The following is a 14,854-nucleotide window of genomic DNA, read 5'->3' as shown; positions in this document are numbered from 1 at the left end:
AGGTGATCGACGGACGCCCGGCTCTGCCCGAACCCGAGGCGCATGAGCGGCTGCCCGCGCCGGAAAGGGATGAGCGCGCGTCCCCTGAAGGAGCACGAGACCGGACACCCTTCTGGCGTCGCCGAGGCGTTCTGATCGGCGCGGCTCTCCTGCTTCTCGCTCTCCTGGTTCTCTTCTTCCTCTTGAGGGGCGGGGATGGCGGCGAAGAGCAGGGCCAGCCGCCCCCGACGGTCAGCGTCGAGGAGGCGAGGCGAGTCGCCTGGAACGACCAGCTAAGCGCGGTCGGCACGCTCGAAGCCATACAGGGCGTCGACGTGACGACCGAGCTCGGAGGCACGGTCGAGGAGATCAGCTTCGAGAACGGTACGGAGGTGGAAGAGGGCGAGCTCCTCGTAAGGCTCGATACGAGCACGGAGCAGGCGGCGCTCGCCGCGCTCGAAGCGCAGCGCGATCAGGCGCGCCTCGCCTACGACCGTCAGCAGCGCCTCATAGAAAGAGGCGCGACGGCGGAGGCGGACGTCGAGGCGGCGCGAGCGACCTTCGAGGGGTTGGCGGCGCAGGCGGAACAGACTCGGGCTGCGATCGACAAGAAGACGATCGAGGCACCCTTCAGCGGGACGCTCGGCATAAGGGAAGTCAGCCTCGGCCAGTATGTCGGCGCGGGCACCCCGGTCGTCACCCTGCAGCAGATCGCCCCGATCTACGTGAACTTCGAGCTTCCCGAAGCCGCCTTCGGCCTCGTCGAGGGGGGGGTCGAAGTAGAGCTTCAAGCCGACTCCTTCCCGGGGCGGACCTTCGCGGGGAGAATCACCGCCGTGAGCCCGGAGATCGCCGAAGAGACGCGCAGCGTCACGGTGCAGGCGACCATACCCAACGAGGACCAGGCCCTGCGCCCCGGCATGTTCGCCGACGTGACGGTGCTTCTGCCCGGCGAGCGACAGGTCGTGGTGGTGCCTCAGACCGCGATCGCGCGGAACGCCTACGGCACGGCCGTCTACGTGGTCGGCCCGCCAGACCCAGAAGAGCAGCAGCGCCAACGAGAAAGAGGCGAGGCGGCGGAAGAGGAAGACGGCGGCTTTCTCGGCGGTCTCCTCGGCGGCGGCAACGGCGAAGGGCAGGGGGGCGACGCTTCGGACGAAGAGCCGGGTCAGGCCCGAAGCGGCGCCGGGCAGCGTAGGGGCGGGAACGCGGCGGACGGCCAAAACGCGCGAGGGGGAGAGGGCGGCGCTCCCGCCGAGACCGGCCTCGTCGCGAAGACCGTCTTCGTCGAGACGGGCGAGCAGCGCGGCCTCGATGTCGAGGTCACCGAAGGGCTGCAAGGCGGCGAGCGCGTCGTCACGGCGGGCCAGCTCAAGCTCGACGACGGCGTTGCGGTGACGATTGGCGATCAGGACGCAGGCGAGGGTGCCACAGAGCGACCGGCCGTACCGTGAAGAACGCGCTCCTCCGCTTCGTCGAGCGTCCGGTGCTCGCCACCGTCGTCAGCCTCGTCATCCTGCTCCTGGGTCTTCAGGCGATGAGCCGCTTGACGATCCGCGAGTACCCGGAGGTCAGCGCCGCGCGGGTCATCGTCAACACACCCTATATCGGGGCCGATGCGGAGCTCGTGCGCGGCTTCATCACCACCCCGCTCGAACAGTCGATCTCCTCCGCCGAGGGCATCGACTACCTGCAGAGCACGAGCGGCCAGGGACAGTCCAGCATCGAGGTCTACCTCGACCTCAACTACGATCCGAACGACGCGGTCGCCCAGATCCTCAGCAAGATCAACCAGGTCAGCAACCAGCTGCCGCCCGAGGCCGAGAACTCGATCGTCTACGTCGTGACGCAGGACGAGACCGACGCGCTCTACCTTTCCTTCCAGAGCGAGACGCTGAACCCCGAAGAGATCACCGACTACCTCAACCGTGCCGTCCGTCCCAGGATCGAGACGGTGGACGGCGTCCAGGAGGCACGCGTCCAGGGCGACCAGCAGCTCGCCCTTCGCGTCTGGCTGGACCCGCGCCGCATGGCGGCCCTCGACGTCGCGCCGTCCGACGTGCGCGCCGCGCTCGAAGCCGGCAACACGCTGGCGGCGGTCGGAGAGACGAAGGGCTCGACCTTCACCCTGCCGCTCGACGCCGACACGGACATAGACTCCGTCGAGGCGTTCGCAGAGCTGATCGTCCGCCAGACGGGCGATGCGATCATCCGACTGTCGGACATCGGCCGCGTCGCCCTTGGCTCTGAAGCCTACGGCAGCTCGACCTTCGTCAACGGTCGTCCGGCGGTCTTCATGGAGGTCGAAGTCTCGCCCGAGGCGAACCTCCTGAGCACGATCGAAGGCGTAAGGGCGATCATCCCCGACATCCAGGCGGGCCTGCCGGCCGGGACGGTCGGCACGGTCGTGTACGATGCGACCGTCGCCATCGACGAGAACATCGGCGAGGTCGTCAGCGCGCTCTGGCAGGCGCTGCTCATCGTCACCGCGGTGATCTTGCTGTTCCTCGGCTCCTGGCGCTCGGCGCTGGTGCCGACCGTCGCCATGCCGCTCGCCATCGTCGGGACCTTCTTCCTGATGAGCATGCTCGGCTACTCCATCAACCTTCTGACCCTCCTGGCGCTGATCCTCGCCATCGGCACCATCGTCGACGACGGCGTCGTCATGGTCGAGAACGCCGAGCGTCACATCGAGAACGGCGACGACCCCGAGACCGCGGCCAAGAAGACCGTGAAGGAGCTCGCGACCTCGGTCATCGCGATGAACGTCGTCGTCATCGCGGTCTTCGCGCCGGTCGGCTTCGTCGGCGGTCTGACAGGCACTTTGTTCACGGAGTTCTCCTACACCATTGCGGGCGCGACCCTCATGTCGGGCGTGATCGGTCTCACCCTCGCGCCGATGATGTGCGCGAAGCTGCTCCGGAAGCACGAGAAGAAGGGCCCCGCGAAGTGGGTCGATGACGGCTTCCGCAAGACCGCCGACGCTTACGGCAGGGCGCTCTCCCGCGCGCTCGATGCCCGCTGGCTCCTCATCGGTCTTGGCGCTGCGATCCTCGTCAGCTGCTGGTTCCTCTACCAGGCGGCGGAGAACGAGCTCGCCCCGGCCGAGGATGACGGCTTCCTCCTCGTCCAGGCCGAGGGCGATCCCAACACCTCGATCGACCAGCTCGAACGGTGGAGCGCGCAGCTCGGCGAGGCGATCCAAAGCTTCGATTCGGTAGAGATGGCGTTCGTCAACAATGGCGGCGACGCGGCGACGGCGGCGTCGGGCGGCGCGGTGATGAAGGATTGGGGCGACCGCGAGGAGAGCCAACAGGATCTGCAACCCCGGCTTCAGGCCGCCGTCTCCGGCATCGCCGGCCTGCGCGCGCAGGTGATCGAGCCGCCGACCCTGCCGGGCGCAGGGGGCGGCCCGCCGGTACAGTTCGTCATCGGATCGATCGATCAGCCGCGCGGCGTCTTCGAGCAGTCAGAAGTGATCCTGCGTGCCGCGCGCGAGAGCGGCCTCTTCCAGTCGATCAACTCCGACCTCCGCTTCGACCGCGCGCGGGGCGAACTGATCGTCGACCGAGACAAGGCTTCCGCGCTCGGCATCGACATCGGCACGCTCGGCCAGGACCTCTCGACCCTTCTGAGCGAGGGCTATGTCAACTACTTCAGCCTCGACGACAGAAGCTACCGCGTCATTCCCCAGGTGGACCGCAGCTTCCGCCTGACGCCGGAGCAGCTCGGCGATTACTACGTGCGGGGCGGGGCGGGGCAGCTTGTGCCGCTATCGAGCTTCACCGAGGTCTCCACCGAAGTCCGCCCCTCCGACCTCACCCGCTTCAACCAGCTCAACGCCGCGATCCTGTCGGGCGTCCCGGCGGAGGGCGTCGCCCTCGGCGAGGCGCTCGAGTTCCTGGAAGCGCAGGCCGAGCGGCTCCCCGCAGGCTACACCGTCGACTATGCCGGCGTGTCGCGTCAGTTCGTAGAACAGGGCTCGACGATCGCCGTCGCCTTCGCCCTCGCGATCGTCCTCGTCTACCTGACCCTCGCCGCGCAGTACGAGAGCTTCCGAGACCCCGCCGTCATGCTCGTCAGCGTGCCGATGTCGCTCGCGGGCGCGCTTCTCTTCTTCGCGCTCGGCGTCGTCAGCGCCAACATCTACACACAGATCGGCCTTCTCGCCCTCTCGGGTTCGATCATCCGCCACGGCATCCTGCTCGTCGAGTTCGCGAACACTATTCAGGAAGACGAGGGCCTCGGACGCCGCGAGGCGATGGAGAAGGCCGCCGCGCTCCGTCTACGCTCGATCCTGATGACCACCATCGGCACGCTCGTCGGCATGATCCCGCTCCTCATCGGCAGCAGCGGACCGGGCGCCAACAGCCGCTTCGCGATCAGCTTCGTTCTCGGCGTCGGCATGGCCATAGGGACGGTCTTCACGCTCTTCATCGTGCCGGCGATCTACACGGTCGTGGCGAGCGACCGGAGCGCGCGGCGCGGCGGGATGCAGGCGAAGAGCGCGCAGGCCGCACCCGCCGAGTAGCCAGGAGGCTGAATCCATCGCACGAAGTTCTGCCCCGCCGCCCGCCCGCTTCGTTTCCGGTTCGCCTAGGACGACGAGCGGAGCGCAGCGCGCGACTCGCCGCTGAGCCCGAAGCTATGCTGATCGCCGTTGCGTGGTAAGCCCTTGCACGAAGAGGCGGGACCACCCGCCCGGCAAGAGGAAACGTATGTTTGTAGGGCGTGCTCTCGGCTTCGGCGTCGGGTTGCTTCTTCTTTCGACCGGTCTCGCATCGCTAGCTGCCGAGCCTCCTATCCATCCCGAGATCTGGCCCGTCGCGAGCAGCGTCGTGCCGCCGGACCCGGCGGCGGAACGCCGGATCGACGACCTCCTCGCCCGCATGAGCATCGAGGAGAAGGTCGGTCAGGTCATCCAGCCGGAGATGAAGTCCGTCACCCCCGACGACGTGCGGACCTATCATATCGGCAGCGTCGAGAACGGTGGCGGCTCGGTGCCGGACGGCAACAAACATGCATCCCCTGCAGACTGGCTCGAGAAGATCGACGCCTATTGGCGCGCGTCGGTCGACCGGGAGGACGGGCATGTCCGTATTCCAATGATGTGGGCGACAGACGCCGTGCACGGCCACAACAACGTCTACGGCGCGACGTTGTTTCCGCACAACATCGGCCTCGGCGCCGCCCGCGATCCGGACCTCATTCGGCGCATCGGCGAAGCGACCGCGCGGGAAGTGCGGGCGCTCGGGATGGACTGGTCCTTCGCGCCGACCTTGGCCGTCGCGCGGGACGACCGGTGGGGGCGGACCTATGAGAGCTACGCCGAGGCCCCCGATCTCGTCGCGCTCTACGCGGATGCCATGGTCCGGGGGCTTCAGGGGGAAGGGGAGACGTTCCTCGACCAAGACCACGTCGTGGCGACGGCGAAGCACTACCTCGGCGACGGCGGCACGGACGGCGGGCGGGACCAGGGCGACAATCTGGCGTCGGAAGAGCGGCTGCGCGACGTGGCGGGGGCTGGCTATCCGCCAGCCGTCTCGGCCGGGGTCCAGTCCGTCATGGCGAGCTTCTCGAGCTGGCAGGGCACGAAGCTTCATGCGAGCGAGGGGCTTCTAACGCACGTCCTGAAGGGACGCTTCGGCTTCGACGGCATCCTGTTCGGCGACTGGAACGCGCATGGACAGATTCCGGGCTGCACCAATGGAGACTGCCCGATCGCGTTCAACGCCGGGCTCGACATGTTCAACGTGCCCGAGGACTGGAAGGAACTGCACGGCAACCTTGTCGCTCAGGTGCAAGACGGCACGATCCCGATGGAACGGCTGGACGACGCGGTGAGGCGGATCCTACGCGTCAAGTTCCGGGCTGGGATCTTCGAGCAGGGTCTGCCGTCGAAACGCCCGCATGCCGGAGATGAGGACATACTCGGCGCGCTGGCCCATCGCGCGATCGCTCGCGAAGCGGTTCGCAAGTCCCTGGTGCTCCTCAAGAATGACGCGGGGCTCTTGCCCATCGACCCGACGAGGCGCCTGCTCGTTGCAGGGGCCGGGGCGGATGACATCGGCAAGGCGAGCGGCGGCTGGACCTTGAGCTGGCAAGGCGACGACAACACGAACGCGGACTTTCCCGGCGCGACATCGATCTGGGCGGGGTTGCGGGACAAGGTCGAGGCGGCGGGCGGAACCGCCATCCTCAGTCCGGACGGGCGGTTCGAGAACAAGCCCGACGCAGCGATCGTCGTCTTCGGCGAAGATCCTTACGCAGAATACCAGGGGGATCGAGCGGACCTCGCCCTGCGCACGGAGAACGAGGAGAGCTTGCGCATGCTCCTCGAGCTCCGCGAAGAGGGCGTGCCCACCGCCGCCGTTCTGATCTCCGGCAGGCCGCTCTACGTCAACCCGCACATCAACGCGGCGGACGCCTTCGTCGCCGCATGGCTGCCGGGCAGCGAGGGCGCCGGGATCGCGGACGTGCTCCTCGCCAAACCAGGCGGCGCCGCGGATTTCGACTTCACCGGCAAGCTGTCCTTCTCCTGGCCAAGGAGGCCAGACCAGGGGCCCTTGAACGTCGGGGATGACGGATACGATCCGCAGTTCGCCTATGGGTACGGCCTTCGCTACGGCGACGACATGATGGTCGGGACGCTCGAGGAGACGAAGTCCGCTACGGAGGCCGCGCCGCCCGGCGTCTTCCTCGCCGACGGGCGGGGCGCGAACGGCTTCGCGCTCTCGATAGGCGACGAGCAGGCGCCGAAGATCGCCGCGGTGGGCAAGCGCGTCGCGACCTATGGCAGTGAGTCGCTGACCCTGCGGTCGATCGATCGGGACCGGCAGGAGGACGCCTGGCTCGCACGCTGGTCCGGCACTGGCGCCGCCTGGGTCGAACTACTGACGGACCGGCCGGTCGATCTGAGCGGCGATAGCGAGGCGTCGTTGGTCATCGAACTGCGCGCCGACCAGAAGCCCTCGGGTAGTGTCCTTCTCGGGCTCGGCGGCACCGAGCTCGCTACGATAGACGTCACCGACATGCTCGCCGCCGTTCCGAGTGACTGGACGACGTTGCGCGTGCCGCTGCGGTGCTTCGAGACTGCCGGTGCGGACCTTTCGGCTGTGACCGCCGCCATGCGCCTGCACGCCGAAGGCCCCATGACCCTCGCTCTCTCGGACGTCGCCCTAATGAAAGGGGCCGCCGGCGATGCGTGCCCCTCTCGGTCAGGACAGGAGACACCATGACTGTCCGGATTCGACCTACCCGGTAGGACGGCCTGCGGCGACGGGAGACTCCAGGCTGACCCGCCTCGGTCGTGAGCGATCTTCCTTACGATGCGCGCCGACCCCGGTCCCTTTCCAGCGCCGCCAGTCGCCCATGCGGGCAGGGGCGACGCGATCTGGACATCGCGTCGACGAGGAGCGGGCAAGCGACGACGAAGACCAACCCGCCGTACCGCTCCTCGCGCAGAAGAATGGCGACGGACGGTATGGGCCGCCCCGGGCCTGCGGTCGCTACGTCGGCAAGAAGGCCTCCTCGCCGTGCCTCAGCGGATCGGCGCGACGCCGACCGGTGGCGCTTCGGCGGCGTGTTCCGGGCGTTTGAGCCTCGCGAGGTAGAGGATGCTGAACGCGACGACGAGCAGTATGGGAAACACGACGAGGCGTCCGAGCACGGCCTGGCCTGCCGCCACGTCCGCCTCCATGCCCGACAGGCCGCCCGAGACGGCGCTTTCGCGCGCGCCGTCGAGCCAGCCGCCGATCACGGGGTTCCAAATGCTGACCCCGAACATGCCCGCGCCGCCCATCAGCGACATGCCGACCGCGCCCGTGCGGGGCAGGTACTCGCCGACGAAGCCGATCATGGTCGGCCAGAAGTAGGTGACGCCGAAGGCGAAGACGATCGCCGCCAGGTACACCGCAGGTCCCGAGGTCTGCGTGAAGAGGAACAGGCCGAGCGCGGAGAGCGCGGCCGAGGCCAGAAGCACGCCCACCGGGTTCAGCCGGTGGATGACGGGCCCCGCGAAGAACCGGCCGCCTGCCATGATGGTGTTGGTCAGCGCGAGGACGAGAAGGCCCGACGCCCCGACGCCCGCGAGGATCCGCTCGATCCACTGCCCGGTGCCGAGTTCCGTCGTCGCGGTCATGGTCATCAAGATGATCATGACGATGAAGAGCGGGCTGAGGAGCGCCTTGAGGTTCGCGACGGTCGAGGTCTCGGTGTGCCGCGTCGGCGGGAACGTTTGCGTAAAGAGCATGTAGCCGTACGCGGCGGTCGGGATGAGCATGATGCCGATCTGCGATTGCCAGCCGAGGCCCATGCGGGTCATGGCGAAGGAGATGAGCGCGCCGATGACGATGCCGCCGGGGAACCAGACGTGGAAGCGGTTCAGCATGGTGGTCTTGTTGCGGTGATAGACGTCCGCGATCATCGGATTGCAGGCCGCTTCGACGGCGCCGTTCGCGAAGCCGATGAAGAAGGTCGAGACGATGAGGCCCCAAAAGCCCGTCGCCAATATCGTCAGGACGAGGCCTATGACATGGCCGACGAAGGCGACCATCAACAGTCTCTTCGGCCCCACGGCGTTGTAGACGAGGCCGCCGACCATCATCGCGACCGGGAAGCCGAGAAACGCCATCGCGTTGACCCAGCCGAGCTGCGTGCCCGAAAGCGCGAACTCGTCGCCGAGCTGCACGAGGATGCCCGCTCTGATCGCGAAGGTCATCGCCGTGACAACCAGCGAAAGGCAAGCCATGACGAAGAGGCGGTTCGGGCGCTCCGTGGCCTGATACCCGCCTGCCGTACCCGTAGCTACGTCTACCATTTCATCTCCCTGCCGCCGATCTGCCGCGATGCGTAGCCGCGGTCGTGTTTATTGGTCATTGTGTCGGCGCGAACGCTAGAACATTAGTCTACTGTAAGGGAGAACGCCATGATCGAAACGCACGAGACGCAGCAGGGGCCGCAACCGCTCGTGCGCATCGGCATGGTGGGCGGCGGCGAAGGGGCCTTTATCGGAGAGGTGCATCGGCTGGCGATGCGGATCAGCGGACGATTCGCTTTGGTCTGCGGCGCGTTGTCGAGCGATCCGGACCGGGCGCGTCGGTCGGGCCGGATGCTGCGTCTGCCCGAAGCCCGCAGCTACCCCTCCTACGAGGCGATGATCGAGCGCGAGCTCGCCTTGCCGCCTGAGGAGCGGATGGAGGCGGTGGCGGTCGTCACCCCGAACCACATGCATCTACCGGTCTCGAAGGCGGCGCTCGAGGCGGGTTTCCACGTCATCTCGGACAAGCCCGCCACGCGTACGCTGGACGAGGCGATCGAGCTGCGCGCAGCGGTCGGCGCGGCCCCCGGCGTCTACGCGCTCACGCACACCTATCTGGGCTACCCCATGGTCGCCGAGGCGATCGATCGCGTCGCGCGGGGTGAGCTCGGCGAGGTCCGCCGCATCGTCGTGCAGTACCCGCAAGAGTGGCTGACCGACCCCGTCGAAGGGGAGGGGCAAAAGCAGGCCTCATGGCGCACCGATCCGGCCTTGTCGGGCCCCTCGGGTTGCTTCGGCGACATCGGCACGCACGCCTTCAACCTCGCGGAGACCATCGCCGGCGTGCGGGTGAGCGAGCTCTGCGCGGACCTGACCGCGCATGTGGAAGGCCGCCGCCTGGAAGACGACGGTGCGGCCCTTCTTCGCTTCGAGAACGGCGCCCGCGGCGTCCTTCTGGCGAGCCAGGTCTCGCCGGGCGAGGAGAACGGGCTCAGGATCGAAGTCTTCGGCGACAAGGCGGGGCTTCGCTGGGCACAGGAGGAGCCGAACACGCTTTGGCTGATGCCGACGGCTGCCCCCCATCAGAGGCTGCGCGCCGGCGGTGGGTATTTGAGCGAGCTGGCGAGCGCGCGCTGCCGGACGCCGATGGGCCACCCCGAAGGCTACCTCGAGGCCTTTGCAAACCTTTACGACCTCTTCGCGGACGCCGTCCGAACGGGCACAAGGTCATCGGCGTTGCCAGGCATCGAGGACGGCGTGCGCGGCATGGCGTTCCTCGATGCGTCGCTGCGCTCGAGCCGAAGGGAGTCCTGGACGAAGATCGATACCGAACAATCCTACCTCGACTGAAGTGCGACGATAACGACGAGAGGAAACGTCATGGCAAAGCCGATGGGACGCATTAAGGGCCCCGCGATCTACCTCATCCAATTCCTTTCGGATGAGGCGCCGTTTGATACCTTGCCGAACGCCTGCTCGTGGATGGCGGGGGCGGGATACAAGGGCGTTCAGATTCCGACCAACGACCCGCACTACTTCGACGTCGCCAAAGCCGCCGAGAGCCAGACCTACGCCGACGAGGTGCGCGGCGTCTGCGAAGAGGCGGGGGTCGCGCTGACCGAGCTCGCCAGCCACCTGCACGGGCAGCTCGTCGCGGTTCATCCGGCCTACGACGCGCTCTTCGACGCGTTCGCGCCGGCGAAGCTGCACGGCAACCCCGCCGCCAGAACGGAATGGGCGATCGAGCAGCTGAAGCTCGCCGCCCAAGCGAGCCGCCGCCTCGGCGTCACCGAGCACGCGACCTTCTCCGGCGCGCTGGCCTGGCCTTACATGTACCCCTGGCCACAGCGTTCGGCCGGCCTCGTCGACGAGGCCTTCGCGGAGCTCGCCCGGCGGTGGCGTCCGATCCTCGATGTGTTCGACGAGAACGGCGTCGACCTCTGCTACGAAGTCCATCCGGGCGAGGATCTTCACGACGGGGCGACCTTCGAGCGGTTCTTGGACGCGGTTGGCGGCCATCCCCGCTGCAACATACTCTACGACCCGTCGCACTTCATGCTGCAGCAGCTCGACTACCTACACTACATCGATCTGTACCATGAACGAATCAAGATGTTCCACGTCAAGGACGCGGAGTTCCGGCCTGACGGACGCACCGGCGTCTACGGCGGCTACGCGGACTGGCGCGACCGCGCGGGCCGGTTCCGCTCTTTGGGCGACGGCATGATCGACTTCCGCGCGATCTTCTCGAAGCTCACCCATTACGGCTTCGACGGCTGGGCCGTGGTCGAGTGGGAGTGCTGCTTGAAGGACCCCAAGCAGGGCGCGATCGAAGGCGCGAAGTTCGTCGCGGAGCACATCATCGAGCCCGCCAAGGGCGCCTTCGACGACTTCGCCGGATCGGGCACGGACGAAGGGGCGAACCGCCAAATCCTCGGCTTGGACAGGTAACGGCGCGACATGACAAGCTCCGGCCCGTCGGCTAGGCAATTGAGATAACAACAACGCCGTCAAGGCGATCAGGGTGGATGAACAGATGGTCCGCAGCTTGAAGAGTTCGCGTGGGTGCGCCGTTGTGGCGTTCGGTCTGGCGGCCTTGGCCGTCGCGTCCTGCGGCGGCGAGAACGACGTAGAGGCCACTGGCCGGGCGGCGGCAGCGCAAGCCGGGGCGACCGAGGCGCCGGCCAATCGGGCGCTCGAAGGCGCCTGCGTGCTCGTCTTCTCCAAGACCGCGGGCTTTCGGCACGATTCGATCGAGGTCGGCCAGCAGATGCTTCGGGAGCTGGGCGAGGAGAACGGCTTCGAGGTGGTCACCACCGAGGATGCCGGCGTCTTCACCGATCGCGGCATCGAAGGCTTCGACGCGGTCGTCTTCCTCAACACGACCGGCGATATCCTGAACGATGCGCAGCAGCGCGTCTTCGAGCGGTTCATCCAATCGGGCGGCGGTTTCGTCGGCATCCACGCAGCGTCCGATACCGAGTGGGGCGGCACGTGGCCCTGGTATGTCGGGATGATCGGGGGGACGTTCGAAGCCCACCCGATGAACCCGAGCAACGTGCAGAACGCACGCTTCTTCAAGGGCGAGAACGCGGGCGAGGCCGGCAAGAGCCTGCCGGAATCGTTCGAGTACGTCGACGAGTGGTACGACTTCAACAACCTGGACGAGACGACGACGCCCATCCTCTTCATCGACCGCGACAGCTACATCGGCGCGACGGCCGAGGGCATGGAGCGGATCGCCTGGGCGCACGAGTACGACGGCGGCCGCGTCTTCTACACGAATTTCGGCCACAAGAACGAAACGTTCTCGGACGATCTCTTCCGCAACCACGTCATCGACGGGTTGAGCTGGGCGGTCGGCGACCGCGATCGGCGGGCGTTTCTCGACGGTCGCCCCGATCCCGACCGCTTCGCCAAGGACGTGCTGATCGAACCGCTCGACGAGCCCGTCAGCCTCGACGTCATGCCCGACGGTTCGATCCTGTTCGTTGAACGCCCCGGCAAGGTGAAGCTCTGGCGCGAAGGCGAGGGCGTCTCGATCGTCGGCGAGGCGGACGTTTTCACCGGAGAGGGAAACAGCGAGTTCGGCCTGCTCGCCATCGCGGGCGTGCCGTACGATCGCGCCGGGCCCCTGGAAGGCGCCTACATGATGTACGACGTCCTCGAGGGGGAACAGATCCTGCAGCGCGTTGCGTACGTCCCCGTCGAGGGTGGGACGTTCGACTTCGCCGCGGCGAACACGCTTCTCGACATCCCGTCCGATCCCAACTGCTGCCATACGGGCGGCGCCGTGCGCTTCGGCCCCGACGGCTACCTCTACATCGCGGTCGGCGACAACTCGAACCCGTTCGAGATAGACGGCCTCGCGCCGCTCTCCGAGGACGTGCCGGAACAAGACGCCCGGCGCTCCGCGGGCAACACGATGGATCTGAGGGGTAAGATCCTGCGCATCGCTCCGTCGCCGGACGGCAGCTACGAGGTTCCGGAGGGCAACCTCTTCGTCGAGGGCGAGGAGGGGCGTCCGGAAATCTACGTCATGGGCGTGCGCAATCCCTACACCGTCGGCTTCGACGCAGAGACTGGGACGCTCTTCTTCGGCGATGTCGGCCCGGACGCGCAGACCGACACGGAAGCCGGGCCGCGTGGCTACGACGAGGTCAACCGCGCCGATGCGGCGGGTAACTTCGGCTGGCCGTTCTTCGTCGGAGACAGCCGTCCCTACCGCCGGCCCGAGGGCGAGGCCCCGTATCCGAACGCGCTCTACGACCCGCAGGCGCCGATCAACAGCTCGCCGCGCAACACCGGCGCGCGCACCCTGCCGCCGGCGCATCCGGCACTGATCTGGTATCCTTACGCCGTGTCCGAAACGTTTCCCGAGATGGGCGCGGGCGGCCGAAACGCACTCGTCGCCGGGGTGTACCGGCGTCCCGCCGACGCCGGGGAAGGCGCGTGGCCTGCCTACTTCGACGGCAAGCTGATCATCAGCGACTTCATGCGTCGCTACCTGAAGGCAGTCACGATCGACGAGGCCGGCTTCGCCGAACAGATCATGCCGATCGCCGAGGACACGAAGCTGGCCTCGCCGCTCGACCTCGAGTTCGGCCCCGACGGCGCTCTCTACGTGCTCGAATACGGCACGCGGTGGTTCACCGGGAACGACGATGCCCGGCTCAGCCGCGTGCGCTACCTGGGCGACGGCAATCGAGCGCCGCAACTCACCCTCTCGCTCGACCGGACCGCAGGGGCGCTGCCGCTCGCGATCAAGGCGAGCGCCGAAGGGTCGACCGATCCGGACGGCGACGATTTCAGCCTCGCATGGGCCGTCGTGCCTGCCGAGCGCGACGCATCGCCTGCGGACTACCCGCGCCTTTTCGCGAACGCCGCGGCACAGGGGATGCAGGCGGAACTCTCTCTCAGCAAGCCGGGCCATCACCTCGTCATCGCGCGTGCCACCGATGCGCAGGGCGCGGTCAGCTACGACGCCGTCGGCGTCGATTCCGGCAACGAACCGCCGCAGGTCACGCTCGCGATTGACGGCAACCGCAGCTTCTTCTGGCCTGGCCGCGAGGAAGTCGCCTACCGCGTCGAAGTGACGGACGCGGAGGACGGCACGGCCGTTCGTGACAGGATAAACGTCGTTGCGGCCAAGGCGTCGGTCGACGGCCCGCCGGCACCGGTCGTGCTTGGCCACCTCGCGGCTGCCGAAGCGTCGGGCGCCGCCCCGACCGAACTACCCGAGCTGTTCGACGAGAACTCGTGCTCGGGCTGCCACCAGATCGCGGCCTCCTCGATCGGGCCTGCTTACACCGAGGTGGCCCAACGCTATGGCGGCGAGGCCGACGGTCGGAAGACGCTGCTGACCACCCTGGCGGAAGGCAGCTCCGGGAAGTGGGGCGATCGGGCCATGCCGGCCTTCGACTTCCTCGATGAATCCGTTCGCGAAGAGATGGTCGACTTCGTCCTGAGCCTCAAGACGGACGGCACGAGCTTGCCCGCCGAAGGCACGGTGTCGGCGAGCCAGTTCCTCGACGAACCCGACCAGTACGTAAGCGTGATCGCGTCTTACACTGATGGCGGGTCGGGCGAGGCCCCGCCGCTCGTCGGTCGCGACGAGGTTCGCCTGCGGAGCAACAAGGTGGGCCTTTACGGTCTCCTCGACGGAGCGGAGGAGCCGGTCGACGGCGCCGAGGCGCTCGAATATGGCGACCTCGAGATGGTGTCGATGACGGCCGGGGGCGGCGCGATGCCGCTCGGGACCTACGACTTGACGGGCCTTGGCGGCATCGGCCTTCAATGGGCTTTCGACGGCGCGTACTGGCCGGGTGGCGACGTGGTCCTCGAACTCCTCTCCGGCAGCGCGGACGGCGACGTCCTGGCGCAAGCGCCCGTGACGCTGCCCGATGACGGCGGCGAAGCGCGGGGCACGGCCGAGCTGTCCTTCGGCGATGGCGCCGCGGGCATGACCCCGCTCTTCCTGCGCGTGCGTCCGGCCGATGGAAACGATCAGGAAAGCCGGCTGGCGCTCACCGAGGCGGTGTTCGAGCCGCTCCGCTGAGGCCACTTCCCCAAGGCGGACGCCGTCAGCGTCCGCCTCTTCCAGCCTTTGACCTATCA

The 14,854-nt window shown here is 67.6% G+C and carries 7 protein-coding genes; 6 read left to right on the top strand and 1 reads right to left on the bottom strand.

Annotation, left to right across the window (positions count from 1 at the left end):
• Positions 1-2: 2 nt before the first annotated feature.
• The 3 genes from GGQ59_RS00220 to GGQ59_RS00210 all read left to right on the top strand — a co-directional run bounded on the left by GGQ59_RS00220 (position 3) and on the right by GGQ59_RS00210 (position 7,217).
• Positions 3-1,433, top strand: a complete 1,431-nt coding sequence (locus tag GGQ59_RS00220; protein WP_183814734.1) for an efflux RND transporter periplasmic adaptor subunit — start codon at positions 3-5, stop codon at positions 1,431-1,433.
• On the top strand, positions 1,430-4,510 hold the full coding sequence (locus GGQ59_RS00215; RefSeq protein WP_183814732.1) for an efflux RND transporter permease subunit: 3,081 nt from the start codon (positions 1,430-1,432) through the stop codon (positions 4,508-4,510). The genes GGQ59_RS00220 and GGQ59_RS00215 overlap by 4 nt, the downstream gene beginning before the upstream one ends.
• A 187-nt stretch (positions 4,511-4,697) precedes the next feature.
• Positions 4,698-7,217, top strand: coding sequence for a glycoside hydrolase family 3 protein (locus GGQ59_RS00210; protein WP_183814730.1), 2,520 nt, complete (start codon positions 4,698-4,700; stop codon positions 7,215-7,217).
• A gap of 302 nt (positions 7,218-7,519) precedes the next feature.
• Here the strand turns inward: GGQ59_RS00210 and GGQ59_RS00205 are convergent, their stop codons facing one another.
• Positions 7,520-8,797 carry an MFS transporter gene (locus GGQ59_RS00205; RefSeq protein ID WP_183814728.1) on the bottom strand — a complete coding sequence of 426 codons (1,278 nt, stop codon included), beginning with the start codon at positions 8,795-8,797 and terminating at the stop codon, positions 7,520-7,522.
• A 108-nt stretch (positions 8,798-8,905) separates the two neighbouring features.
• Between GGQ59_RS00205 and GGQ59_RS00200 the strand changes: the two genes are divergently transcribed.
• From GGQ59_RS00200 to GGQ59_RS00190, 3 genes are all read left to right on the top strand, one after another.
• Complete coding sequence (locus GGQ59_RS00200; RefSeq protein WP_221400806.1) at positions 8,906-10,087, top strand: Gfo/Idh/MocA family protein; 1,182 nt, start codon at positions 8,906-8,908, stop codon at positions 10,085-10,087.
• A 42-nt stretch (positions 10,088-10,129) separates the two neighbouring features.
• Positions 10,130-11,188: a TIM barrel protein gene (locus tag GGQ59_RS00195; protein ID WP_183816612.1), complete on the top strand. Its 1,059-nt coding sequence runs from the start codon at positions 10,130-10,132 to the stop codon at positions 11,186-11,188.
• Positions 11,189-11,312: 124 nt separating this feature from the next.
• The gene (locus GGQ59_RS00190; RefSeq protein ID WP_183814727.1) at positions 11,313-14,795 is read left to right on the top strand and encodes a ThuA domain-containing protein; all 3,483 of its coding nucleotides are present in this window, start codon (positions 11,313-11,315) and stop codon (positions 14,793-14,795) included.
• Positions 14,796-14,854 lie beyond the last annotated feature (59 nt).

Source organism: Parvularcula dongshanensis (assembly GCF_014199615.1).
Taxonomy (GTDB): domain Bacteria; phylum Pseudomonadota; class Alphaproteobacteria; order Caulobacterales; family Parvularculaceae; genus Parvularcula; species Parvularcula dongshanensis.
This window is presented reverse-complemented; position numbering and strand designations above follow the sequence as displayed.

Bases quoted from the DNA above. Each gene is read 5' to 3' on its own strand.
- GGQ59_RS00210 (WP_183814730.1), top strand. From the start codon at position 4,698: ATGTTTGTAGGGCGTGCTCTCGGCTTCGGCGTCGGGTTGCTTCTTCTT.
- GGQ59_RS00205 (WP_183814728.1), bottom strand. From the start codon at position 8,797: ATGGTAGACGTAGCTACGGGTACGGCAGGCGGGTATCAGGCCACGGAG.
- GGQ59_RS00200 (WP_221400806.1), top strand. From the start codon at position 8,906: ATGATCGAAACGCACGAGACGCAGCAGGGGCCGCAACCGCTCGTGCGC.
- GGQ59_RS00195 (WP_183816612.1), top strand. From the start codon at position 10,130: ATGGGACGCATTAAGGGCCCCGCGATCTACCTCATCCAATTCCTTTCG.